Annotated in this window: 34 protein-coding genes; all 34 read right to left on the reverse strand. The window is 62.7% G+C overall.

All coding sequences use genetic code 11. The features are described from left to right. Nucleotides 1-2 precede the first annotated feature (2 nt). Nucleotides 3-422, reverse strand: coding sequence for a GxxExxY protein (locus tag FJ222_04035; protein ID MBM4163597.1), 420 nt, complete (start codon nucleotides 420-422; stop codon nucleotides 3-5). 110 nt (nucleotides 423-532) lie between these two features. Beyond that, nucleotides 533-2,158 carry a site-specific DNA-methyltransferase gene (locus FJ222_04040; protein ID MBM4163598.1) on the reverse strand — a complete coding sequence of 542 codons (1,626 nt, stop codon included), beginning with the start codon at nucleotides 2,156-2,158 and terminating at the stop codon, nucleotides 533-535. Nucleotides 2,159-2,329: 171 nt separating this feature from the next. Further along, nucleotides 2,330-2,728 carry a 50S ribosomal protein L17 gene (locus FJ222_04045; protein ID MBM4163599.1) on the reverse strand — a complete coding sequence of 133 codons (399 nt, stop codon included), beginning with the start codon at nucleotides 2,726-2,728 and terminating at the stop codon, nucleotides 2,330-2,332. A 112-nt stretch (nucleotides 2,729-2,840) separates the two neighbouring features. Then, nucleotides 2,841-3,878 carry a DNA-directed RNA polymerase subunit alpha gene (locus FJ222_04050; GenBank protein ID MBM4163600.1) on the reverse strand — a complete coding sequence of 346 codons (1,038 nt, stop codon included), beginning with the start codon at nucleotides 3,876-3,878 and terminating at the stop codon, nucleotides 2,841-2,843. A gap of 63 nt (nucleotides 3,879-3,941) precedes the next feature. Then, nucleotides 3,942-4,571, reverse strand: coding sequence for a 30S ribosomal protein S4 (gene rpsD / locus FJ222_04055; GenBank protein ID MBM4163601.1), 630 nt, complete (start codon nucleotides 4,569-4,571; stop codon nucleotides 3,942-3,944). Beyond that, entirely contained in the window at nucleotides 4,571-5,062 is a 492-nt protein-coding gene (gene rpsK / locus FJ222_04060; protein ID MBM4163602.1) for a 30S ribosomal protein S11, read from the reverse strand. Before rpsK ends, rpsD begins: the two co-directional genes overlap by 1 nt. Nucleotides 5,063-5,162: 100 nt before the next feature. Then, nucleotides 5,163-5,558, reverse strand: a complete 396-nt coding sequence (rpsM, locus tag FJ222_04065) for a 30S ribosomal protein S13 (GenBank protein MBM4163603.1) — start codon at nucleotides 5,556-5,558, stop codon at nucleotides 5,163-5,165. A gap of 10 nt (nucleotides 5,559-5,568) precedes the next feature. Beyond that, on the reverse strand, nucleotides 5,569-5,682 hold the full coding sequence (gene rpmJ, locus FJ222_04070) for a 50S ribosomal protein L36 (GenBank protein MBM4163604.1): 114 nt from the start codon (nucleotides 5,680-5,682) through the stop codon (nucleotides 5,569-5,571). A gap of 78 nt (nucleotides 5,683-5,760) precedes the next feature. Next, nucleotides 5,761-6,507: a type I methionyl aminopeptidase gene (gene map, locus FJ222_04075; GenBank protein ID MBM4163605.1), complete on the reverse strand. Its 747-nt coding sequence runs from the start codon at nucleotides 6,505-6,507 to the stop codon at nucleotides 5,761-5,763. After that, entirely contained in the window at nucleotides 6,504-7,148 is a 645-nt protein-coding gene (locus FJ222_04080) for a nucleoside monophosphate kinase (GenBank protein ID MBM4163606.1), read from the reverse strand. Before FJ222_04080 ends, map begins: the two co-directional genes overlap by 4 nt. Nucleotides 7,149-7,153: 5 nt before the next feature. Next, nucleotides 7,154-8,536, reverse strand: a complete 1,383-nt coding sequence (gene secY / locus FJ222_04085) for a preprotein translocase subunit SecY (protein ID MBM4163607.1) — start codon at nucleotides 8,534-8,536, stop codon at nucleotides 7,154-7,156. A 109-nt stretch (nucleotides 8,537-8,645) separates the two neighbouring features. Next, entirely contained in the window at nucleotides 8,646-9,101 is a 456-nt protein-coding gene (locus FJ222_04090; protein MBM4163608.1) for a 50S ribosomal protein L15, read from the reverse strand. A gap of 66 nt (nucleotides 9,102-9,167) precedes the next feature. Continuing rightward, on the reverse strand, nucleotides 9,168-9,656 hold the full coding sequence (locus tag FJ222_04095) for a 30S ribosomal protein S5 (GenBank protein ID MBM4163609.1): 489 nt from the start codon (nucleotides 9,654-9,656) through the stop codon (nucleotides 9,168-9,170). Continuing rightward, a complete protein-coding gene (locus tag FJ222_04100) occupies nucleotides 9,653-10,039 on the reverse strand; it encodes a 50S ribosomal protein L18 (GenBank protein ID MBM4163610.1) in 387 nt (128 codons plus the stop codon). Before FJ222_04100 ends, FJ222_04095 begins: the two co-directional genes overlap by 4 nt. 20 nt (nucleotides 10,040-10,059) lie before the next feature. Beyond that, the gene (locus FJ222_04105) at nucleotides 10,060-10,596 is read right to left on the reverse strand and encodes a 50S ribosomal protein L6 (GenBank protein MBM4163611.1); all 537 of its coding nucleotides are present in this window, start codon (nucleotides 10,594-10,596) and stop codon (nucleotides 10,060-10,062) included. A 13-nt stretch (nucleotides 10,597-10,609) separates the two neighbouring features. Beyond that, nucleotides 10,610-11,005, reverse strand: a complete 396-nt coding sequence (rpsH, locus tag FJ222_04110) for a 30S ribosomal protein S8 (protein MBM4163612.1) — start codon at nucleotides 11,003-11,005, stop codon at nucleotides 10,610-10,612. A 10-nt stretch (nucleotides 11,006-11,015) separates the two neighbouring features. After that, entirely contained in the window at nucleotides 11,016-11,201 is a 186-nt protein-coding gene (locus FJ222_04115) for a type Z 30S ribosomal protein S14 (protein ID MBM4163613.1), read from the reverse strand. A gap of 11 nt (nucleotides 11,202-11,212) precedes the next feature. Continuing rightward, the gene (rplE, locus tag FJ222_04120; protein ID MBM4163614.1) at nucleotides 11,213-11,746 is read right to left on the reverse strand and encodes a 50S ribosomal protein L5; all 534 of its coding nucleotides are present in this window, start codon (nucleotides 11,744-11,746) and stop codon (nucleotides 11,213-11,215) included. 9 nt (nucleotides 11,747-11,755) lie between these two features. Further along, nucleotides 11,756-12,076: a 50S ribosomal protein L24 gene (gene rplX / locus FJ222_04125; protein MBM4163615.1), complete on the reverse strand. Its 321-nt coding sequence runs from the start codon at nucleotides 12,074-12,076 to the stop codon at nucleotides 11,756-11,758. Between the two features lie 119 nt (nucleotides 12,077-12,195). Beyond that, complete coding sequence (gene rplN / locus FJ222_04130; GenBank protein ID MBM4163616.1) at nucleotides 12,196-12,561, reverse strand: 50S ribosomal protein L14; 366 nt, start codon at nucleotides 12,559-12,561, stop codon at nucleotides 12,196-12,198. Next, entirely contained in the window at nucleotides 12,558-12,839 is a 282-nt protein-coding gene (gene rpsQ / locus FJ222_04135; GenBank protein MBM4163617.1) for a 30S ribosomal protein S17, read from the reverse strand. The genes rplN and rpsQ overlap by 4 nt, the downstream gene beginning before the upstream one ends. Beyond that, complete coding sequence (rpmC, locus tag FJ222_04140; protein ID MBM4163618.1) at nucleotides 12,839-13,036, reverse strand: 50S ribosomal protein L29; 198 nt, start codon at nucleotides 13,034-13,036, stop codon at nucleotides 12,839-12,841. The genes rpsQ and rpmC overlap by 1 nt, the downstream gene beginning before the upstream one ends. 23 nt (nucleotides 13,037-13,059) lie before the next feature. Then, nucleotides 13,060-13,470: a 50S ribosomal protein L16 gene (rplP, locus tag FJ222_04145; protein ID MBM4163619.1), complete on the reverse strand. Its 411-nt coding sequence runs from the start codon at nucleotides 13,468-13,470 to the stop codon at nucleotides 13,060-13,062. Next, a complete protein-coding gene (gene rpsC, locus FJ222_04150) occupies nucleotides 13,454-14,128 on the reverse strand; it encodes a 30S ribosomal protein S3 (protein MBM4163620.1) in 675 nt (224 codons plus the stop codon). Before rpsC ends, rplP begins: the two co-directional genes overlap by 17 nt. A gap of 33 nt (nucleotides 14,129-14,161) precedes the next feature. Further along, complete coding sequence (locus FJ222_04155) at nucleotides 14,162-14,497, reverse strand: 50S ribosomal protein L22 (GenBank protein ID MBM4163621.1); 336 nt, start codon at nucleotides 14,495-14,497, stop codon at nucleotides 14,162-14,164. 14 nt (nucleotides 14,498-14,511) lie between these two features. Then, nucleotides 14,512-14,796 (reverse strand): 30S ribosomal protein S19, encoded by a 285-nt coding sequence (gene rpsS, locus FJ222_04160; GenBank protein MBM4163622.1) that lies wholly within the window; start codon nucleotides 14,794-14,796, stop codon nucleotides 14,512-14,514. Between the two features lie 3 nt (nucleotides 14,797-14,799). Then, nucleotides 14,800-15,624: a 50S ribosomal protein L2 gene (rplB, locus tag FJ222_04165; protein ID MBM4163623.1), complete on the reverse strand. Its 825-nt coding sequence runs from the start codon at nucleotides 15,622-15,624 to the stop codon at nucleotides 14,800-14,802. Nucleotides 15,625-15,645: 21 nt separating this feature from the next. Next, nucleotides 15,646-15,924 carry a 50S ribosomal protein L23 gene (locus FJ222_04170; protein MBM4163624.1) on the reverse strand — a complete coding sequence of 93 codons (279 nt, stop codon included), beginning with the start codon at nucleotides 15,922-15,924 and terminating at the stop codon, nucleotides 15,646-15,648. After that, nucleotides 15,921-16,565 (reverse strand): 50S ribosomal protein L4, encoded by a 645-nt coding sequence (gene rplD, locus FJ222_04175; protein ID MBM4163625.1) that lies wholly within the window; start codon nucleotides 16,563-16,565, stop codon nucleotides 15,921-15,923. Before rplD ends, FJ222_04170 begins: the two co-directional genes overlap by 4 nt. A gap of 6 nt (nucleotides 16,566-16,571) precedes the next feature. Further along, complete coding sequence (locus FJ222_04180; GenBank protein MBM4163626.1) at nucleotides 16,572-17,201, reverse strand: 50S ribosomal protein L3; 630 nt, start codon at nucleotides 17,199-17,201, stop codon at nucleotides 16,572-16,574. A 15-nt stretch (nucleotides 17,202-17,216) separates the two neighbouring features. Continuing rightward, entirely contained in the window at nucleotides 17,217-17,525 is a 309-nt protein-coding gene (gene rpsJ, locus FJ222_04185) for a 30S ribosomal protein S10 (GenBank protein ID MBM4163627.1), read from the reverse strand. Between the two features lie 7 nt (nucleotides 17,526-17,532). Next, entirely contained in the window at nucleotides 17,533-19,659 is a 2,127-nt protein-coding gene (gene fusA, locus FJ222_04190) for an elongation factor G (GenBank protein ID MBM4163628.1), read from the reverse strand. A gap of 69 nt (nucleotides 19,660-19,728) precedes the next feature. Continuing rightward, complete coding sequence (gene rpsG, locus FJ222_04195) at nucleotides 19,729-20,199, reverse strand: 30S ribosomal protein S7 (GenBank protein ID MBM4163629.1); 471 nt, start codon at nucleotides 20,197-20,199, stop codon at nucleotides 19,729-19,731. Nucleotides 20,200-20,224: 25 nt separating this feature from the next. Beyond that, nucleotides 20,225-20,608 (reverse strand): 30S ribosomal protein S12, encoded by a 384-nt coding sequence (locus FJ222_04200; GenBank protein ID MBM4163630.1) that lies wholly within the window; start codon nucleotides 20,606-20,608, stop codon nucleotides 20,225-20,227. Nucleotides 20,609-20,645 lie beyond the last annotated feature (37 nt).

Genomic DNA, 20,645 nt, shown 5'->3' on the forward strand with positions numbered 1-20,645 from the left:
GATTAACAGGTTTTTTCGGGGTGGGGGGGGGGGGTGGGGTGGGGATGGGGGGGGCGGTAGGTGCGGGTCTTGCGTTTGAACTGGAGGCTTTCGGCGCCGAAGTTGATGAGGAGGCCGGTCTCGACACCGGTGGCGGTGAGGTAGTGAACGAGTTGCACCTCGTGGGCGGCGCACAGGTTCTGGACGGCCTTGTTCTCGATGAGAATGCGGTCTTCAATCAGCATGTCGGCAGAGAAGTCGCCGACGGGGATACCGTCGTAGGTGACTTGGATCGGATGCTCGCAGCAGGTTTTGAGGCCGGCGCGTTGCAGCTCGTAGGCCAGTGCCTTCTGGTAGACGGACTCCAGAAAGCCGGGTCCGAGCGTCCGATGGACGGCCATTGCGCAGCCGATGATCCTCTGCGTTAGCGCCTCGTCTTCCATGCCCAGGTCCTTTCAACGGAGATTTTTCTGACAGGATTAGCAGGATTTGACAGGATTAGCCGGCTGCCACAATCCTGCAAAATCCTGTCAATCCTGTCCAACTATTCTCTTCATCCTTTCAATCCAAAGCGGCGGGCGAGGTTTTCGGGGATGGCCTCGTGTTGCACGTGACTGGAGCGGATGTGCTGCTGGAGCGTTTCCGGTTGCCACGAGTAGAGGGTGACAGCGGCGCTGGCCTGCACAGTCTGCCGCAAAGCGGGGACGATCTTCGGTTTGAAGCGCGGCACGTAGATCAGCGCGGCGTCCGCGTCACCGGCAACGAGGAAGTCGGATTCCGCGTACGGTTCGAGAGTTTCGCGGTGAATCATCTGCAAGGCTGTCCAAACCTGCGGGTGCTCGATTTCCACCAGGCGACCGGGGGCAACGCGGCGAGACCGCAGATAGGCGAAGTTGCCGCCAAGGCCCGGCGTTTCGCCGTAGCCTTCGATCACGCGCCGCACGCGCTTCGCGCACACATCACGGCACAGGTTCTTGTCCGGTTCGTCCGCCGTCGCCTCGGTGTTCGACACGAGGATGAAGCGGCGGTTGCCGTTGTCCTCGGCGTTGAGTTTCAGAACGGCGTGCGCCGTTGTGCCGGAACCGGCGAAGAAGTCGAGAACGATGTCTTCCGGTCCGGTGGCGATGCGAAGGATTCGCTCGATGAGACCAGTTGGTTTGGGTGTTGAAAAGGTCCGGGCGTCATCCGGTAGTAGTGTTAGAAGTTCCTTTTTCGCCGTGTCGTTGTGACCAACCTCGTCGAATGTCCACCATGTTGTTGGAACCACGCCATCGCCGTGTCGTAGCATTTGTTTGTATCGTTTGAATGCGGGTACTTTGCCCTTTCCGTCCTTGCCCCAGTAGATCAGACCTTCTCCTTCATTCCGTTGGTGTTCATCTCTCGAATATGCCCAAACACGAGTGCGTTTAGGCCAGACTTCTTCTCCGGTTGTTGGGTTGGTAACTGCGTAGAACAGATTCGGGCGTTCTTCGGCGCTCTTATTGCAGGTGTAGTCACTGCACCTGAAGATCCCCTTCTCGTCCTCGTACTTGTACTGGCGGTCCTTATCCTCACCGCGTGGCAGCAGATTCCTTTGCCACATCTCCGAAAGACGGTAGACGAGGACAAACTCGTGCATCGGTGCGATGGTCTTGTGGTCGTTGGAAGATGAATACTTCTTCTGCCAGATGCAGTTGGCGACGAATGCGTTCGGGCCGAAAACCTTCTGCATCAGAAGGCCGAGTGCGTGTACCTCGTTGTCGTCGATTGACACGAAGATCGCGCCGTCTTCGCGCAGCAGGTCCTTCGCCAGCAAGAGGCGCTGGTACATGAACTCGCACCACATGGAGTGGCGCCAATTGTCGTTGGCGTCCACGAAGCGGTCGTTGTAGACGAAGTCGCGGTTGCCGGTGTTGTAGGGCGGGTCGATGTAGATGCACTTGACGCGGCCGGCATGGGTCATGCGCAGGTAGCGGAGGGCGTCGAAATTGTCACCCTCGATGATGAGGTTGCGCCAGGGGGCGGCGCCGGCGGAGTGGTCCGGCACGAGGTCGAGCGCGACGAAGTCGGAGTTGAGGGCCTTGTCGCGGTCAATCTCGTTGGCCTCCCAGACGAGGCCGAAGCGGGTGGCGTCCCGGCGGTCACGCGCGGCGAGCAGGCGGATAAGCTCGTCCTTGGACAGGTGGTCGTATTTCGACATTCGGGGCTATCTCCGGAAAAGGCGGCATCAGGGAAACTGCGAACGGCGAAAGAATAGCAAATATTTTCAGAACTGTGTGAAAAGGATGATGCGGTTGGTGATCCGATCACAAACGAAACGGCCGGATGCGGAGGCATCCGGCCGTCGTTTTTCGAACCTGCTGTCGTTCGTCTACGCCTGGGCGGCGGCGGGTTCTGCCGCGGCTGCGGCGGCGGGCAGGGTGACCCACTCGATCAGGGCCATCTCGGCGTTGTCGCCGCGGCGCTGGCCGATCTTGACGATGCGGGTATAGCCGCCGGGGCGGTCGGCCATCACCGGGGCGACGGCATCGAAGAGCTTCTGCACGGCCTCGGGGCTGTTCAGGCGCGATGCGGCCAGGCGGCGCGCGGACAGCGTGCCCTTGCGCGCCAGCGTGACGATTTTCTCGGCGTCACGCCGAGTCTGCTTGGCCTTTGGCAGCGTCGTCTGGATGCGATCCCGGAGGATCAGGTTGACGACAAGCGAACGCAGGAGCTGCTCGCGGTGAGACGAACTCCGGCCGAATTTCTTGGCTACTTTGCGGTGGCGCATGATGATTCCACTCCGACGGCGGCGCTCGATGCCGCGCGATCAAACATATTGTTGCTGTTACTCTTCAAAACTCCACATGACCCATTGCCTGGGGGTCCGGTTCGTCTCTCGGTTACTCTTCCGGAAGCGCTTCCGGCAGTGGCGTTGCACGCGCTTCCGGCCGGGGCGCCAGCAGGTTGGGGTCGAATTTGAATCCCAGGCACAGACCCAATTCGACCAGCTTGTCCTTGATCTCGTTCAGCGACTTCTTTCCGAAATTGCGATACTTCAGCATGTCCGCCTCGGTCTTGCCCGCCAGCTCGCCCACGGAGGTGATGTTAGCGTTGTTCAGGCAGTTGGCGGCGCGGACGCTGAGTTCGATCTCGTTGACGCTCATGTTGAGGACTTTGCGCAGACGGTCGCGCTCCTCGTCGACCTTCCGCTCGGACTCCTCAAACTCGACGATTTCCTCGCTGTAGTCCACGAACACATCGAGGTGATGGCGCAGGATCGCGGCGGCGGTCTTCAGCGCCTCATCGGGGGCGACGCGGCCATCGGTCCAGATGTCGAGGACGAGCTTCTCGTAGTCGATCCGCTGGCCCACGCGGGTGTTCTCGACCGTGTAGTTGACGCGCGTCACGGGCGAGAAGATGCTGTCGATCGGAATGCGTCCGATCTCCTGTTCATCCTCCTTGTTCAACGCGGCCGGGAAGAAACCGCGGCCGGTGCGGATCTCGACCTCCATGTCGATTTCGCCGTCGCTGTCGAGCGTGGCGATGGGCTGTGTCGGATTGAGCACCTCGACGCTGTTGTCCACCTCGAAGTCACAGGCGGTGATGACGCACGGTCCTTTCCGGCGAAGGGCAATCCAGCGCGGCGCGCGGGTATAGCTCTTGAGCAGCACGCGCTTGAGGTTGAGGATGATATCGGTGACATCCTCGCTCACGCCCGGCAGCGCGCAGAACTCATGGCTGGCACCGCGAATGCGCACCGAGGTGATCGCCACACCCTCGATCGAGGAGAGCAGCACCCGGCGCAGCGCGTTGCCGACCGTACGGGCGTATCCCACCTCAAACGGCTCAGCCACAAAACGGGCGTACGTGGGGGTCTCGCCTTTTTCTTCCTTCAACACCCGCTTGGGTATTTCAAAACGACTCAAACGAATCGGCATGTCTGGCGTCCTTTCCGGCGCGCCCGGCCCCTTCAGGCGGCGGCGCCGTAACAGCATATGCGCTTAACGCGAATACAGTTCGACAATCGCCTGCTCATTGACAACAGGCGCGATCTGCTCACGGGTCGGGATGGACAACATCTCGCCACGGAAAGACTTGGGGTCAACAGAGAGCCACGTCGGCGTCTGCTGGGACGTCGCGGCGTCGACGCTCTTGGTCGCATAATCGCGCGACTTCGGGCGGTCCCGGACTTCGATGATGTGGCCAACCTTGATCTGCATGGAAGGCACTGTGGCCTTGCGGCCGTTGACGGTGATATGGCCGTGCAGCACAAACTGTCGGGCCGCGCGGCGGGAGGATGCAAAGCCGAGGCGGTAGACGATGTTGTCCAGCCGCGTCTCGACCAACTGCAACATGATCTCTCCGGTGACACCCTCGCGGCGCAACGCCTCTTCGAAGACCCGGTGGAACTGGCCTTCCTGCATGCCATACTGGCGGCGCAGGCGCTGCTTCTCGCGGAGCTGCTGACCGTATTCCGAGACCTTGCGCGAGCGGCGCATACCGTGCATGCCCGGAGGCGGGTGACCCTGATCGATCGGGCACTTCGCCATGTAGCAGCGGGCACCCTTGAGAAACAGCTTCATGCCCTCGCGACGGCACTTGCGGCAGACGGGACCAACATACCTACCCATTAGACTCTCCTCCTTTTGCGCGCCCGGCAACCGTTGTGCGGGATCGGCGTGCAATCCTTGATAACCGTCACATGCAGGCCAGCCGTCTGGATCGCGCGCACGGCGGACTCGCGTCCCGCGCCAGCGCCCTGAACCCGGATCTCAACCTCATGCATTCCCTTGGACACCGCCTGGCGGGCCGCATCCTGGGCAACCATCGTGGCCGCAAAGGCGGTGCACTTACGCGACCCCTTGAAGCCCGCGCGACCGGCGGAGCTCCACGAGATCACCCCGCCGCGCGCATCGGCGATCGACACGATGGTGTTGTTGAATGTGGCACGGACAAAGGCAATTCCCGCAGGAATGCTCCGTGTCCGCATCTTTTTGCCCTTGGCTTCGGCGGCGGCCTTGGCCGCATCGCCCTCGGACAACACAGCGGCCGCCTCGCTCGCGGCGGTGGGTTGCTCGACGGCAACCGATCCGTTTTCTTGTTTAACTGCTTCTTCGCTCATCATCAGCCCCGACTCTGGCCGCAGTCCCCGCATCCCCTTCCGCGTCGGCTTTCACCGGACGCGCAGCGGATGATCGGTGATCAGACCCGTTTAAAACCCATTAACTCTTCATCGCCTGACGGGCAGCCTTATCACGGACCGCTCCAACCGTCTTCTTGCTTCCCTTGCGTGTGCGCGCATTGGTCCGCGTGCGCTGGCCGCGGCACGGCAAGCCGCGCTTGTGGCGAGATCCGCGATACGTGCCAATGCTGATCAGGCGGCGGATGTTCTGCGACACCTCGCGACGCAGATCCCCTTCCACACGGTAATGTTCCTGAATGAATCCGGTAATCACACGGATATCATCAGGCGTGAGGTCGTCGGCCTTCTTCGCCGGATCAACCTTGCACTGATGCAAGACATCGATGGCCCGTTTCGGACCGATTCCATGGATATACTGGAGCGCATACTCGATGCGTTTTTTTCCCGGCACATCCACACCCATCATTCTCGGCATGGTCTCTCTCCTAGCCTTGGCGCTGTTTGTGGCGCGGATTGGTACAAATCACACGCACGACCCCTTTGCGCCGCACGATCCGGCAGCGTTCACAAATGCGTCGCACTGAACTGCGAACTTTCATGTTATCTTTCCCCGTTCAAAAAAGGGTCACAGTTTAACCCGCCCGACCGCCTCTTGTCCATCACAAAATGAAAAAACATTAAACAGCCGTTAAAATCTCCGCGCCGCTCGCGCTTACGGCGACCGTATGCTCGAAATGCGCAGAGGGCCGGCCGTCCTGGGTGACGACCGTCCAACCATCCCGCAGCACCGACACATCGGGCCGCCCCAAGTTGACCATGGGCTCGATGCACAGGGTCATGCCGACCTTGAGCACCGGCCCCCGCCCCGGGCTGCCGTAATTCGGTATCTGCGGATCCTCATGCAACTGCCGCCCGATCCCATGGCCCACGAAATCGCGGACCACGGTGCAGCCGGCCAGTCTCACCACCTGTTCCACCGCATGTGAAACATCTCCCAGTTTCACACCCGGCCGGATGGCCGCGATCCCGGCGTCGCGCGCCCGCCGGGTGGCGTCGACGAGCCGGAGGATATCCGGATCGGAGACGCCCACCAGCACCGTGGTGGCGGTGTCCCCGTGAAAGCCTTGGTACAAGACCCCCACGTCGAGACCCACCACATCCCCCGGCAGGATTCGCCGGGCACCCGGAATGCCATGGATCACCTCTTCGTTCACCGAGACGCACAGGGCGGCCGGAAACCCGCGGTAACCCAGAAAGGAGGGGGTGCCCCCCCTTTCGTCAATCAACTGTCGCGCCAGCGCATCGAGTTCCCTGGTGGTGATTCCCGGAACCACCGCCGCCGCGACCTGCCGGAGCACCTCACCCGCCAGACGGCCGCTGACGCGCATGGCGTCTAGCTCGCGACCTCGTTTGCACGTAATCATTTCAAAGCCCGGATCATCCGCTCGACGACTGTGTCGACGCCGCCGACGCCGTCCACCCGCTTGAGCATGCCGCGCGCGGCGTAAGCATCGATCACGCCCGCCGTCTGCCGGTGATAGACCGCCAGCCGCTGGGCAATGGTTGCCGGAAAATCATCCGCGCGCTGGACGAGGGCGGCGGCGCAGGCGTCGCACACGCCCGCCCGTTTCGGCGGGAGCGTCTCCACGTGGTAAACCGCCTTGCAGGCGGGGCACACCTGGCGGCCGGCGAGGCGGGCGGTGACGACGGCGTCGGCGACTTCGATCACGACCGCCGCCTTCAGCACCCCGCCACAATCGGCGAGGATGGCATCGAGAATGCCCATCTGTGGGACCGTGCGCGGGAAGCCGTCCAGCAGGTAGCGCCCGTCGTCCGGTCCCGCCCCGATCAGGTCGCTGATCATCCGTCCGATCAGCGCGTCGGGGACCAGTTCGCCGCAGCTCATGTAGCGCGCGGCCTCGGTTCCTGCAGCGGTCTTTCGGGCGACGGCCTCGCGCAGCATGTCGCCACTGGCGATGGGCGTCAGGCCCAACTGCTGCACGATGCGGGCTGCGACGGTTCCTTTTCCGGAACCGGGAGCGCCCAGCAAGACGACGACGTCCATACCGATTATCTCCGGGCCCGCAGGCGGCCGTGTTTCAAAAACCCGTCATAGTTGCGCATCAGCAGATGCGACTCCATCTGGCGCAGGGTGTCCAGCGCCACGCCGACGATAATCAGGAGGCTGGTGCCTCCGAAGAACGAGGCCATGCTCCAGTCGAGGCTCATCCAGCCATTGAGCACCTGAGGCAGGATGGCAACGATGAGCAGCCCGATGCCGCCGATGAGCGTCACGCGCGTCATCACCGCATCGAGATACTCGGCGGTCGCGCGGCCGGGGCGGATGCCGGGGACGTACGAACCGTCGCGCTTCAGGTTGTCGGCGATCTGCATCGCGTTGAACTGGGTGGCGACCCAGAAGAAGCAGAAAAAGAGGACCATGGCGGAATAGACGGTCAGATGGAGGGCCGAGGTCGGGCTGGCGAGGCTCTGCCCGAAGTCACGCAGCCAGGCGAATGCGGGAAAGCGATCACCGTCGATGCGGGCCAGCGCCGTGGCCGGGAAGCTGATCAGCGGGCCGGCAAAGATGATCGGCATCACGCCCGTGTAGTTGACCCGCAGCGGCATGTACGTGTTCTGTCCGCCATACGTGCGATTGCCCACCACGCGACGGGTTGAATGAATCGGCACGCGCCGGACGCCCTGGGTGAGCATGACGGTGCCCATGGTGACGGCAAAGCCGAGCAGCAGCAGCAGCACCAGCTCGAAGATGTTGGCCGTCGGCTGGATGTCGCCGATGCCGATGTAGCGCTCCCACGCGATCATCACCGCATGGGGCAGGCGACTGCAGATGTTGATCATGATAATCAGCGAGACGCCGTTGCCGATGCCGCGGGACGTGATCTGGTCGCCGAGCCACATGACAAACATCGAAGCCGAGGTCATGGCGATGATGGTCATCAGGGTGAAGCCGACGCCCGGATTCGCCACCAGGTCCACCGCGCCGAAGCCGAGACGCTCGGGGTTCTGAAGCCCCTGGGCGAGGAAGAACGACTGGAACACGCAGATGCCGATGGTCAGGTAGCGGGTGTACTGGTTCATGCGCTGCCGGCCGCTGTCGCCCTCGCGCACCATCCGTTCCAGCGCGGGAACGACGGCGGTGAGGAGCTGCAGGATGATCGAGGCGCTGATATACGGCCAGATGCTCAGGAAGCCGACCGCGCACTGGCTCATGGCGCCGCCGGTGAAGACGTCGAACATGCTCATCAGGCCGCCAGCGGAGCCGGTGGCCGACTCGCGCATCCGCTCCATGATCTCGTTCAGGACGCCCAAGTTGACCCCCGGCGTGGGAATCATCGAGATGAGTCGGCTGATGAACACCAGTCCGGCCGTCAGGAGGATGCGCTTGCGCAGCTCCGGTATTTTGAACGTGTTCGCAAAGGTGGCCAGCATGGTTGCGCTCCTGGGTCTGGGGCCGCAGGGCCGGGTGCGGGATTCGGGGCGGGATTACTCGCATCAGTCATCCCGTCTCCCGTCCCCGCCGTCCGCCGCGACCCGGTCATTACTCTTGCGTGACTCCGATGACGACGACGGTTCCGCCAGCCGCCTCGATCTTCGCCCGCGCCGACGCGCTGAACGCATGGGCGGTGACCGTCAGTTTCCGTTCGAGGTCGCCGGTGCCGAGAATCTTGACGCCGCCCGCGTTGGCGTGGACAAGGCCAGCCTGGAAGAGCTCGCCGCCCGACACCTGGCTGCCGTCGGCAAACCGGTTCAGGGCCTTGACGTTGACCGTCTGCCACGGGACGCGGTTGGGGTTCTTGAACCCGCGCTTGGGCAGGCGCCGGACGAGCGGCATCTGGCCGCCTTCAAAGCCCAGTTTGTGCTTGTGCCCCTTGCGGGCCTTCTGACCTTTATGGCCCTTGCCTGATGTTTTGCCGTGTCCCGAGCCGGGACCGCGGCCGACGCGCTTGCGGCTTTTGCGGGCGCCCGGCGTGTTCTTTAACGTAGAGAGATCCATGTTTCAAACTCCTCGTATCAAGGCTTTGGCGGCCGCCCATTCCGAGCCGGCCGCAGGTGGGATGCTTCAGGTGCGGGTCGCCGCGATCTCATCGGCGGTGCGCAACTGCTGCAGAGCGGCGATCGTGGCTTTGACCACATTCAGCCGGTTCTTGCTGCCGAGCGACTTGCCGATCACGTCCCGGACGCCAGCCGCTTCGAGAACGGGGCGCATGCCGCCGCCCGCGATGATGCCCGATCCGTCTGGAGCGGGCTTCAGCAGCACGCGGCCGCCGTCGCAGAACCCGACCACGTCGTGCGGGAGGGTCTTGCCGACCATCTTCACACGCATCATCTCCTTCTTCGCGCAGTCACCGCCCTTGCGGATCGCCTCGCTGACCTCGTTCGCCTTGCCGAATCCGAAGCCGACGCGTCCCCCATGGTCGCCGACGACCACCACGGCGCTGAAACTGAAACGGCGGCCGCCCTTGACCACTTTCGCGCACCGATTGACGAACACGACGCGCTCGTCCAGGTCGCTCCCCGCGCCCTCGCGTTTGACTCTCTCTTCTCTCACTTCGCCTCCTCAGCCGCGGGAGCGGCATCCGAAATCCGCAGGCCCGCAGCAACGGCGGACTCCACGATCTGCTTGATGCGGCCGTGGTAACGGAATCCGCCGCGGTCGACGACCACGCGGGCGATTCCCTTTTCGGCTGCGGTTTTGGCGGCCTGCTCCCCCACCACCTTGGCGGTGTTCAGGTTGCAGCCGGCGGCGTCCTCCACGGCAAGCGTGGACGTGGCGGCCAGCGTATGCGAGGCCGTGTCATCGATGAACTGCACGTACATGTGCTTGTTCGAGATGTAAATCGCCATTCGCGGGCGCTCCGCCGTGCCCTGCACGCGCTGGCGGAGGCGCATGTGACGGCGCCTGCGTTGATCCTTGCGGTTCTTCACTATCATCAGCCACTCCCGTTCAGGCGTTAGGCAACGGTCTTGCCCTGCTTGCGGCGAATCTGTTCGCCGACGTACTTGATGCCCTTGCCCTTGTAAGGCTCGGCGGGGTAGTAACCGCGGATGCGGGCCGCCGCCTCGCCGACAAGCTGCTTGTCGATACCCGTGACCGTCAACTGGACGCCCTGCTTCTCGGTGACCGTGATGCCGGCGGGGATCGCATACTCTTTGGGCGACGCAAATCCGAGCGAGAGCTTCAGTTGCGCACCCTGAACCTGTGCTTTAAAGCCGGTGCCCTCGATGGAGAGCTCCTTCTTGTAGCCCTTGACCACGCCCTCGATCATGTTCTTGACCAGGGAGCGGCTCAGCCCGTGATAACTCCGTTGAACGCGCGAGTCATCCTTGCGCGACACGCGCACCGCGCCGTCGGCGACGACGGCGACGATGCCGGCGGGAAGCGTACGGGAGAGTTCACCGAGCGCGCCCTTCACGGACACCGAGCCGCCGCAGGCGGTGACGGTGACGCCGGAGGGAATGCTCACCGGTTGTTTACCGATTCTCGACATGGCACGACACCTCTTACCAGATGGTACAAATCACTTCGCCGCCCAGCTTGCGCTGGCGCGCCTCTTTTCCCGTCATCACCCCATTGGAGGTGCTGACGACCGCCGTGCCCAACCCATTGAGCACCCGCGGAATATCCTGATAACCGGCAAACCGGCGCAGGCCGGGCTTGCTGATGCGGCTGACCCCGCGAATCACGGGTTCGCCGTCGGCCGCATACTTCAGCGTGAGCAACAGCACCCGCTTGGGATCGCCCGCCAGCATGAAGCCGGCGATGTAGCCCTCCTGCTTGAAGACACGGGCAATCTCGCCCTTGAGCCTGGAACCGGGCATCTCCACTTCCTGGAGACCGGCCTTCTGCGCGTTGCGCATCCGCAGCAGCATGTCTGCGATGGGATCCGATACACTCATGACAACTCCCTTACCAGCTCGCCTTGGTCACACCCGGGATCTGTCCCGACACAGCCAGCTCACGGAAGCAAATGCGGCAGAGCTGGAACTTACGGATATAGGCACGGGCGCGCCCGCAACGGGTGCACCGGCAATACGTGCGCACAGCGAACTTCGGCGTGCGTTTTGCCTTTTCCATCAAACACAATTTGGCCATGGCGCAACTCCTTACTTTCCGGCGAACGGCATACCAAGCGCCGCGAGCAGCTCGCGGGCCACAGTGTTAGTGCGGGCCGACGTCACAAATGTGACATCCATCCCCTTCTCCACGCTCGATCCGGTGTTGACTTCCGGGAAGATCGTATGATCCTTGATTCCGAGCGTATACCCCCCCCGTCCGTCAAAGCCGCGGGGCGAGACGCCGCGAAAGTCGCGAATGCCCGGCAGGGCGTGATTCACAAAGCGGTCGACGAACTCGTACATCCGGTCCCCGCGCAGGGTGACCTTGGCGCCGATGACCATGCCTTCGCGCAGCTTGAAATTCGAGATGCTCTTGCGGGCCTTGCAGGTCATGGGCCGCTGACCGGTGATCTTCGTCAGATCTTCCAGCAAGGTCTTCTGTTCGTCCTTCTCGACGATCCCGAAGCCCATGTTCACCACGACCTTCTGCAGGCGGGGCACCAGCATGGGGTTTGCGAGCCCCAGCGTCTCACGCAGCTTGGGCGTAATTTTTTCCTTGTACAACTCTTTGAGTCTGGGCATATCCGTCTCCTATCCGTGCAAGACCTTGTTTGTCGCCTTGGATACCCGTTCGAGTGTGTCGCCGGTGCGGACGCGCCGGATGCGGACGCCCTTCTTGGCCTCCGCATCATAGGGCATCACCTTGGACAACCGGATCGGGGCCTCGATCTCAACAAACCCGCCATCGGGCTTGGCCTGAGACCGGCGCACGGCCTTTTTCACCAGATTCAGACCCTCGACGAAGACGACGTTCTTGCGAAAATCGATTCGCGTGACTTTTCCGGTCTGGCCGGCGTATTCGCCTGATATGGCGATCACCGTGTCATGCTTCTTGATGCGTGCAATGCTCATGCTTCTTTTCCCGTAACGCGCAACCCGCAACCCGCAGTTCGCCAGCCTTGCCCCGCCGGGTCCGCCCCGTGCCAAGCCAACGCTTACGCCATTGCGCGCGTGTTACTGTGCGGCTGACGTCAGACCACTTCCGGCGCCAGCGAGATGATCTTCATGTAATTCCGGTCGCGCAACTCGCGCGCCACCGGACCGAAAATACGCGTGCCGATCGGATTCAGCTTGGCATCCACGATCACGCAGGCGTTCTGGTCAAAACGGACATGCGAACCGTCAGGGCGGTTGATGGGGTGGCCGGTGCGCACGATAACCGCCGTGCAGACCTGCCCCTTCTTCACCGCGCCGGTCGGCTGCGCATCCTTGATGGCCACACGGATGACGTCGCCAATATGGGCGAAGGTCTTGCGCTGGCCGAGGATCCGGAAGCACATGGCCAGCTTGGCGCCCGAGTTGTCGGCCACAATCAGTTCAGTTTGCTCCTGGATCATGACTTCGGCGCTCCTTCCGCGGACACGACTTCGACCACGCGCCAGCGCTTCATCTTGCTCAGCGGGCGGCATTCGGTGATGATCACCGCATCGCCCACCCGCGCGGCGTTCTGCTCGTCGTGCGCGTGGAACTTCTTGTGCATGCGGATCACCTTGCCATACAGGGGGTGACGCAGCCGACGCTCGGTTTGCACCACGATCGACTTGTTCCCGCTGCGGCTCACCACCACACCCTTGCGGACCTTGCGGGATCCGCGGCTCTCTGTCGTCTCGGCCATTACTTACCCGCCTCCCGCCCACGTTGTACCGTGAGCATGCTCGCAATTTCACGACGAAGCGTACGAATCCGAATCGGCTTCTCTACGCTGGCGCCGGAGTAATGCTTCAGGCGAAAGTTGCGCAAATCCTGCGACTGCTCGCGAATCCGCTGAGCCAACTCCTCCGCCCCCAGTTCCCTGAATTCCCTAGCCTTCATTGTTGTTCCGATCTCCGCTTGGATCACTTGCGGGCAACCAACCGCGTGCGGATGCCCAGTTTTGTGTCGGCCAGGCGGAGGCATTCGCGGGCGGTGGCGTCCGGGACGCCGCCGACCTCGAACAACATCTTGCCCGGAACGATCACCGCAACCCAGAGCTCCGGATTACCTTTTCCCTTGCCCATGCGCACTTCGATGGGCTTCTTGGTGACAGGCTTGTCCGGGAAGATCCGGATCCACAGCTTGCCTTTGCGTTTCATGTGGCGGTTGACTGCCACACGGCACGCCTCGATCTGCGTATTGGTGATCCAGCCCCGGGTGAGCGCCTTGATGCCATACTCTCCGTAGGCAAGCTCGGCGCCCGAGGTGGCGTGTCCCGCCCGGTTCCCTTTGGACTGCTTGCGGTGCAAGACCCGTTTAGGCATTAGTGGCATTGCTTCTCCTCCTCGTCCCGGAACGCGCCGGCTGGAAATCATCCCGGGTGCAGATCCACACCTTGATGCCGATCAAGCCGGCCGTTGTGTGGGCCTCTGCAAACCCGTAGTCGATGTTCGCACGCAGGGTGTGCAATGGCACCTTGCCCTGCTTGCTCCACTCGACGCGCGAGATCTCGGCGCCGTTGATACGGCCGCTGCAGCGGATCTTGATCCCCTCGCAGCCAATATCCATGGCCACCTTCTCAGCCCGCTTCATGGCGCGTTTGAGGGCCACGCGGCGCTCGATCTGCTGCGCCATGCCCTCGGCAACCAACTGCGCGTTGGCGTCGGGATCGCGAACCTCGTGGATCTCCAGGTAAATCTCTTTACCCGTCTTTTTCGCCAGGTCGGCGCGGATCCGTTCGATATCCTGCCCCTTGCGGCCGATGACCACACCGGGCCGGGCCGAAAAGATGTTGATCCGCACACGATTGGCGTAGCGCTCGATCATGATCTTGGCGATCGCGGCGCCTTCCAAACGTTTCTTGACCTCCTCGCGGATCATCTGATCTTCCGCGAGCAGCGTGCCAAAATCACGCTTTCCGGCAAACCACCGCGAGCTCCATGCGTGGTCGACGGCGATTCGGAATCCGATAGGATTGACTTTCTGTCCCAACGTCCTGCTCCTTCCTAAAAAAAGCCTTCGGCCTTAACGACCGTCGGTCAGGACCACTTTCACATGGCACAACCGCCGGGCAATCGGACTCGCACTGCCACGGGCGCGAGGCCAGAACCGCCGCAAACGCGGCCCTTCATCAAACACCGCGAGCTGAATGCGCAGACCGTCCACATCCAGATTGGCGTTGTTTTTCGCGTTGGCCATCGCCGACTGGATCGTCTGACCCAGCACGGCGGCCGCCTTCCGCGGGCTGAATTGCGTCACCTTCAACGCCTCGCTGACCGTCATGCCCTGCACCTTGCGGGACAGGGGGCGGCCCTTCTGCGCCGAAAGCCGGACGTTACGGGTAATAGCCGTCACTTCCATAACTGATTCCCTCATTACTTCGCCGCCTTGGCCTTGTCCGTGTGGACGCCGTGCTGGCGGAATGTGCGTGTGGGGGCGAATTCGCCCAACCGGTGCCCAACCATATTCTCGTTGATGAAAATAGGGATGTGCTGTTTGCCATTGTGAATGGCAAACGTATGGCCGACAAACTCCGGCATGATCATCGAACGGCGCGACCACGTCTTGATCGGCGTCTTCCGATTGCTCTGGCTCATCATCTCCACCTTTTTCAGCAGGTGAGCCTCGACGTACGGACCCTTCTTAATAGACCGCGGCATGGGTTATTTTCTCCCCTTGACGATAAACTTACTGGATGTTTTGCGCCGGTTGCGGGTTTTGCCGCCCTTCGACAGCTTGCCCCAGGGCGAGACCGGATGACCGCCACCTGACGTGCGACCTTCGCCGCCGCCCATCGGATGGTCCACCGGGTTCATCGCCACGCCGCGGACGGTCGGACGGATGCCCATCCACCGCTTGCGTCCGGCCTTGCCGAGCTTCACGCTGTTCCAGTCGGCGTTCCCCACCTGGCCGATCGTCGCCAAGCCCTTGGCGTTCACCCGGCGAACTTCGCCGGACGGCAACCGCAGGTTGGCGTAGCCGTCTTCGCGCGACATCAGTTGGCAGCTATTGCCGGCGGAACGGGCGAGCTGGCCGCCCTTGCCGGGAATCAGCTCGACATTGTGCACGGTCAGCCCCAGCGGGATTTTTTCCATCGGCAGGGCATTGCCCACGGTCGGCTCGGCTTCGATCCCGGACAGGACCAAGTCGCCGACCTTGAGCCCCGTGGGCGCCAGGATGTAGCGCTTCTCGCCATCCACATAGTTGAGCAGCGCGAGATTGGCCGACCGGTTGGGATCGTAGGCGATCTCGGCGACGCGCGCCGGGATGCCCGCCTTGTCACGCCGGAAATCAACAAGCCGGTAGCGCCGTTTGACGCCGCCGCCACGGTGGCGCGTGCTGATGCGCCCCGAGTTGCCACGTCCAGCCTTGGCGCGCACCGGCTCGGTCAGCCGACGCATCGGCTTCTTCTCGGTGATCTCATCAAAGGTCTGCGCCACACGATGGCGGAGACCCGGACTTCTTGGTTTAAAGGTTTTCAGACCCATGGATCCATTCCTCCGGCGGCGTTAGACGGCCTCAATGCGTTCGCCCGCACGTACGGTGACGATTGCGCGCTTCCAATCGGGGCGGCTGGTGTGGCGGCGTGTGCGCGTCATGCAGGGCTTGCCCGCATAGTTCTGCGTACGCACGGCCAACACATGAACACCGAACTGCTCCTCGACCGCCGCGCGGATTTCCAGCTTGTTCGCCTCGGGGGCGACCTCCAGAAGAAACGCATTCTGCGCGGCCATCGCCGTCCCTTTTTCCGTTACTTGAATCTTTCGGATGATACCGGCGTGCTTCATGCCGTCACCTCCGCCTTCCCTGTCAGACGCGTTGTGAGCGCCTCAAAACCCGCACGCGTGGCAATCACGGTGCGAAAACGAAGCAGGGAGTATACATCAACATCGCGCGCGCAGGCAACCTCTACCTTTGGAATGTTGCGCGCGGCACGCACAAGCGCGTCGTTCGCGACGTCGGTCACAAAAAGACCCGAGGTTCGCACATCGAGCTTCTTGAGCAGCGCCGCCACGAGCTTGGTCTTCGCCTCGGGCAGGTTGAGCACATCCAGAACGACCACCTGGCCGTCGGCGATCTTGGCGCTGAGCGCGCGCCGGAACGCGAGCTGCGCCACCTTGCGGTTGACCTTCTGCGCGAAGGCGTGCGGACGCGGGCCGTGGGCGACGCCGCCGCCGCGCCAGATCGGAGAACGGCGGCTGCCCGCGCGGGCGTTGCCCGTCCCCTTCTGGCGGTAGGGCTTCTTGCCGCTGCCCGCAACCTCACCCTTGTTCTGTGTCGAAGCCGTGCCCGCGCGCCGCGCGTTCAGGGTCGCCACGACCGTATCCTTGACCGCCTGGTCGCCTTTATTCAGCACCAGCCGTTCATCCGCGAAAGCCAGCTCTCCGGCCGGTTCTCCCGTCGCGTTGAAAACTTTGATCGTACTCATCGCTCGTTATCCCTTCTTCAGGGCTTTTTTGACAAAAACAACCCCGCCAACCGGGCCGGGAATGGCCCCCGCGACCAACAGCAGATTATCCTCTTTACGCACCTGCACAACCGTGAGGTTCTGCGTCGTGCGTGACACCGAACCCATATGGCCCGGCATCCGCTTGCCCTTTTCCACCCAGCCTGGCAAGTCACGAGCGCCGATCGAACCGACACGGTTCTTCGAGTGGCCGCCGTGCGTCTTGGGGCCGCCGGCCATGCGGTAGCGTCTGACGACGCCCGCAAACCCGCGTCCCTTGGTCACGCCCTGAACATCGACAAACTTCACGCCGTCGAACATGCCGACGTCGATCGCCTGCCCCACCGCGAGCGCCTCGCCCGTGTCCAGTTTGAACTCGTGCAACATCCGGCACGGCGCCACGCCCGCCCGGGTGTAGCGCGTCATCGCCGATTTCGTCAGGCGGTGCGCCTTCTGCGATCCAAATCCCACTTGCGCGGCGACGTAGCCGTCCTTCGCTGCGGTCTTCACTTGAATGACCGGGCAAGGTCCGACTTCCAGCACCGTGACAGCAACCTGACGCCCGTTCGCGTCCCAGACTTGCGTCATGCCAACTTTCTTTCCAATCAAGCCTTCCATGGTTCCTCACCGTCCTTAAATTCGAATGGAGATGTCCACGCCGGCCGGCAGGTTGAGTTTCTTCAGCTCGTCGACCGTCTTGGCCGTCGGGCTGACGATATCGAGCAACCGCTTGTGAGTCCGCATTTCGAATTGATCCATGGACTTCTTGTCCACATGCGGACTGCGGTTGACCGTGAAGCGCTCGATCCGCGTAGGAAGCGGAATCGGCCCCACCACCTGCGCGCCTGTCCCACGGGCCGTTTCGATGATGTCACCGACGGCCTGGTCCAGAACCCTGTGGTCGTATGCCTGCAAACGGATGCGTATGCGCTGTCTTTGCATGCTCTCGTCACCTGTTCAATACGTGTTCCCTAACTGTCCGCGGCACCACGGCGAATGCATCGGGCTCCATCGTGTAGCTTGCGCGGCCACGCGATAACGACCGAATCACCGTTGAATACCCAAACAACTCCGCCAATGGCACCCGTGCGCGAACGAGCTGCATGTCTCCACGCACCGTCATGTCGCACACGTGTCCGCGGCGCCCGTTGATATCCCCCATGATCTCGCCGACATGATCCGGCGGGGTCACGATGCTGAGGGACATGATCGGCTCCAGCAACTCCGGAGCCGCCGCTTGCGCAGCCTCTCGGAAGGCCATCACCGCAGCAGTCCGGAACGCCACATCCGTGGCGGATTCCTCGTCCGCGATGCCCACCTCCGTGACGCGCGCCACGACATCGGTCAACGGGTAGCGCGCAAGCACCCCCGTCAGGATGCCGTCGAGCAAGCCTTGCTCGATCCCTGCGACCAGCGCCTCGTCGGGCAGGGCCCTGCGGCTGCATGCGATTTCCACCGCATGGCCGCTGCCCCGCTCGCGCGGCGCCGCTTCCACCACGACACGGGCATAGTGGCGCTTGCCACCAAGGTCGCGGTCAAAGATATAGTCCGCCCGGCCGGTCGACGTCACGGTCTCGTAGTAGGAGACCATGGGTCGGCCGGTGTTGGCTTCCACCTTGAATTCCCGGCGGAGTCGGTCCACCAGGATTTCCAAGTGCAGCTCGCCCATTCCGCTCAGAATCAACTGCCCGGTCTCGGCATCGGTCCGAACCACGCAGGTGGGGTCTTCTGCGGAGAGCTGCTTTAAAGCGTCGTTCAATTTGTCGCGATTGGCCTGCGTCTTCGGCTCGATGGCCATGAACATCACCGGATCGGGGGCCTGGATGCGCTCAAGGGCGACCGGCTGATGTTCGGCGCACAGCGTGTCGCCCGTGGTCGCGGCCTTGAGCCCGACCACCGCGCCAATGTCCCCGGTGACGAGCTCATCGATCTCTTCCTGGGAGTCGGCGAAAAGCCGAACCAGCTTCAACACCCGCTCGCGTTCCCTGACGCGCGGATTGTAGACATTCTGCCCCTTGCGCAACCGGCCGGCGTAGATCCGGACAAAAAAGAGCTTGCCCACGTAGGGATCGGTGGCGACCTTGAAGACCAGCGCGGCAAGGGACTCGGTGTCTTCTGGTTTTCGCGTCACCGCCGCCCCGCTCTTGACATCCGTCGCCTGAATCGCCCCAACATCTGCGGGCGACGGAAGGTAGGCGACCACGGCATCGAGGAGCTTCTGCACGCCCTTGTTGCGCAGCGCCGAGCCGCACAACACGGGAACGAGCGCGTGGGCAATGACCGCGCGCCGGATCGCGGAGCGCAGCACATCGGCCGGCACCGCCGTGTCGGCCAGATAGGCCGCAAGCACCGCTTCGTCCAGCTCGCCCAGCTGCTCGACCAGATACGCGCGGGCGGCGGCGGTCCGAGCCTGCAGCGCGTCGGGGATCGGGTGCTCCTGCATCGTCCGACCCTCGTTGGCTCCATCAAACGTGAACGCGCGCATCTCGATCAGGTCGATCACGCCGCAAAAGGTCTCCGCCTGGCCCCACGGGATCATCAGCGGCACCGCATGCGCGCCGAGCTTGCTGCGGATCTCGGCCACCACGGCGTCAAAATCGGCGCCCATGCGGTCCATCTTGTTGATGAATGCGAGACGCGGCACACCGTAGGTGTCGGACTGGCGCCAAACCGTCTCGGATTGCGGCTGAACCCCGCCGACGGCACAAAAAACGCCCACCGCGCCGTCCAAGACGCGCAGTGAGCGTTCCACTTCAATGGTGAAGTCCACATGCCCGGGAGTATCGATAATGTTGATCTGGCGGCCCTGCCATGCACAGGTAATGGCGGCACTGGTGATCGTGATGCCGCGCTCACGCTCCTGGATCATCCAGTCGGTCGTGGTGTTGCCGTCGTCAACATTGCCCAGTCGATGGGTGCGACCGGCGTAAAAAAGGATACGCTCGGTCGTCGTCGTCTTGCCCGCATCAATATGCGCAATGATACCGATGTTACGGACGTCGGCCAAAGCGATAGCACGACCGGCGGACGCAGGTCCCCCAGCCTTGCCTTTCGACTCTTTCGCCTTCACGTCCATGACGCGATCACCCATCTTCCCGGTTTGTCAAAGAACAGGGGGCCGCCAGCCGGCAGCCCGTCGCGTGACTTACCACGCGTAGTGCGCAAAGGCCTTGTTGGCCTGCGCCATCTTGTGCGTATCGTCCCGTTTCTTGATCACATTGCCCTGATTGCCATACGCCTCGAGCAGCTCCATGGCCACTGCTTTCGGCATTCCCGCGCCGCGGCGCGCGCTCGCATACTGCACCATCCAGCGGAGGGCCATCGCCAACTGACGCGGCGGACGGATCTCAACCGGCACCTGATACGTCGTGCCGCCGACGCGACGCGACTTGACCTCGACCTTCGGCCGCATGTTGCAGATCGCCAAATCCAAGACTTCGAGCGGGTTCTTGCCCGTCTTGTCGGCAATCTCCGCCAATGCGCCATAAACGATCCGCTCGGCCGTCGTCTTCTTGCCGCTGATCATCAACGCATTGATGACGCGGGCAACCAACTCGCTGTTGTACTGGGGGTCCGGAACCAACACCCGCTTCTCAGAACTACGCCTTCTTGCCATAACCGTCCTGCCTCACCGTGCGTTATTATTTCTCTTCGACTTTCGGGGTCTTCACGCCGTACTTCGACCGGCCGCGATTGCGGCCGCTCACGCCGAGGCTGTCCAGCGAGCCGCGCACAATGTGGTAACGGACACCCGGCAAATCCTTGACGCGGCCGCCGCGCACCAGCACCACGCTGTGCTCCTGCAAATTGTGCCCCTCGCCCGGAATGTACGCGCTGACTTCGTAACCGGTCGTCAGCCTCACACGCGCCACCTTGCGCAACGCCGAGTTCGGTTTCTTCGGTGTCTGGGTCTTCACCACGAGGCAGACCCCGCGGCGCTGCGGACAAGACTTGAGCGCAGGTGATTTGCTTTTGTTGCGCAGGGGGCTTCTCCCCTTGCGCACCAGTTGGTTCGTCGTCGGCATACGTGCCCTTTCAATTTCCCACAAAACGGAGGTGGAG

The sequence above is a fragment of the Lentisphaerota bacterium genome (assembly GCA_016873675.1).
GTDB lineage: Bacteria > Verrucomicrobiota > Kiritimatiellia > RFP12 > JAAYNR01 > VGWG01.

What these genes read in the sequence shown, in the direction of transcription:
- FJ222_04035 (MBM4163597.1), bottom strand. Translation starts at nt 422, where the DNA reads ATGGAAGACGAGGCGCTAACGCAGAGGATCATCGGCTGCGCAATGGCC.
- FJ222_04040 (MBM4163598.1), bottom strand. Translation starts at nt 2,158, where the DNA reads ATGTCGAAATACGACCACCTGTCCAAGGACGAGCTTATCCGCCTGCTC.
- FJ222_04045 (MBM4163599.1), bottom strand. Translation starts at nt 2,728, where the DNA reads ATGCGCCACCGCAAAGTAGCCAAGAAATTCGGCCGGAGTTCGTCTCAC.
- FJ222_04050 (MBM4163600.1), bottom strand. Translation starts at nt 3,878, where the DNA reads ATGCCGATTCGTTTGAGTCGTTTTGAAATACCCAAGCGGGTGTTGAAG.
- rpsD (MBM4163601.1), bottom strand. Translation starts at nt 4,571, where the DNA reads ATGGGTAGGTATGTTGGTCCCGTCTGCCGCAAGTGCCGTCGCGAGGGC.
- rpsK (MBM4163602.1), bottom strand. Translation starts at nt 5,062, where the DNA reads ATGAGCGAAGAAGCAGTTAAACAAGAAAACGGATCGGTTGCCGTCGAG.
- rpsM (MBM4163603.1), bottom strand. Translation starts at nt 5,558, where the DNA reads ATGCCGAGAATGATGGGTGTGGATGTGCCGGGAAAAAAACGCATCGAG.
- rpmJ (MBM4163604.1), bottom strand. Translation starts at nt 5,682, where the DNA reads ATGAAAGTTCGCAGTTCAGTGCGACGCATTTGTGAACGCTGCCGGATC.
- map (MBM4163605.1), bottom strand. Translation starts at nt 6,507, where the DNA reads ATGATTACGTGCAAACGAGGTCGCGAGCTAGACGCCATGCGCGTCAGC.
- FJ222_04080 (MBM4163606.1), bottom strand. Translation starts at nt 7,148, where the DNA reads ATGGACGTCGTCGTCTTGCTGGGCGCTCCCGGTTCCGGAAAAGGAACC.
- secY (MBM4163607.1), bottom strand. Translation starts at nt 8,536, where the DNA reads ATGCTGGCCACCTTTGCGAACACGTTCAAAATACCGGAGCTGCGCAAG.
- FJ222_04090 (MBM4163608.1), bottom strand. Translation starts at nt 9,101, where the DNA reads ATGGATCTCTCTACGTTAAAGAACACGCCGGGCGCCCGCAAAAGCCGC.
- FJ222_04100 (MBM4163610.1), bottom strand. Translation starts at nt 10,039, where the DNA reads ATGATAGTGAAGAACCGCAAGGATCAACGCAGGCGCCGTCACATGCGC.
- FJ222_04105 (MBM4163611.1), bottom strand. Translation starts at nt 10,596, where the DNA reads ATGTCGAGAATCGGTAAACAACCGGTGAGCATTCCCTCCGGCGTCACC.
- rpsH (MBM4163612.1), bottom strand. Translation starts at nt 11,005, where the DNA reads ATGAGTGTATCGGATCCCATCGCAGACATGCTGCTGCGGATGCGCAAC.
- FJ222_04115 (MBM4163613.1), bottom strand. Translation starts at nt 11,201, where the DNA reads ATGGCCAAATTGTGTTTGATGGAAAAGGCAAAACGCACGCCGAAGTTC.
- rplE (MBM4163614.1), bottom strand. Translation starts at nt 11,746, where the DNA reads ATGCCCAGACTCAAAGAGTTGTACAAGGAAAAAATTACGCCCAAGCTG.
- rplX (MBM4163615.1), bottom strand. Translation starts at nt 12,076, where the DNA reads ATGAGCATTGCACGCATCAAGAAGCATGACACGGTGATCGCCATATCA.
- rplN (MBM4163616.1), bottom strand. Translation starts at nt 12,561, where the DNA reads ATGATCCAGGAGCAAACTGAACTGATTGTGGCCGACAACTCGGGCGCC.
- rpsQ (MBM4163617.1), bottom strand. Translation starts at nt 12,839, where the DNA reads ATGGCCGAGACGACAGAGAGCCGCGGATCCCGCAAGGTCCGCAAGGGT.
- rpmC (MBM4163618.1), bottom strand. Translation starts at nt 13,036, where the DNA reads ATGAAGGCTAGGGAATTCAGGGAACTGGGGGCGGAGGAGTTGGCTCAG.
- rplP (MBM4163619.1), bottom strand. Translation starts at nt 13,470, where the DNA reads ATGCCACTAATGCCTAAACGGGTCTTGCACCGCAAGCAGTCCAAAGGG.
- FJ222_04155 (MBM4163621.1), bottom strand. Translation starts at nt 14,497, where the DNA reads ATGGAAGTGACGGCTATTACCCGTAACGTCCGGCTTTCGGCGCAGAAG.
- rpsS (MBM4163622.1), bottom strand. Translation starts at nt 14,796, where the DNA reads ATGCCGCGGTCTATTAAGAAGGGTCCGTACGTCGAGGCTCACCTGCTG.
- rplB (MBM4163623.1), bottom strand. Translation starts at nt 15,624, where the DNA reads ATGGGTCTGAAAACCTTTAAACCAAGAAGTCCGGGTCTCCGCCATCGT.
- FJ222_04170 (MBM4163624.1), bottom strand. Translation starts at nt 15,924, where the DNA reads ATGAAGCACGCCGGTATCATCCGAAAGATTCAAGTAACGGAAAAAGGG.
- rplD (MBM4163625.1), bottom strand. Translation starts at nt 16,565, where the DNA reads ATGAGTACGATCAAAGTTTTCAACGCGACGGGAGAACCGGCCGGAGAG.
- FJ222_04180 (MBM4163626.1), bottom strand. Translation starts at nt 17,201, where the DNA reads ATGGAAGGCTTGATTGGAAAGAAAGTTGGCATGACGCAAGTCTGGGAC.
- rpsJ (MBM4163627.1), bottom strand. Translation starts at nt 17,525, where the DNA reads ATGCAAAGACAGCGCATACGCATCCGTTTGCAGGCATACGACCACAGG.
- fusA (MBM4163628.1), bottom strand. Translation starts at nt 19,659, where the DNA reads ATGGACGTGAAGGCGAAAGAGTCGAAAGGCAAGGCTGGGGGACCTGCG.
- rpsG (MBM4163629.1), bottom strand. Translation starts at nt 20,199, where the DNA reads ATGGCAAGAAGGCGTAGTTCTGAGAAGCGGGTGTTGGTTCCGGACCCC.
- FJ222_04200 (MBM4163630.1), bottom strand. Translation starts at nt 20,608, where the DNA reads ATGCCGACGACGAACCAACTGGTGCGCAAGGGGAGAAGCCCCCTGCGC.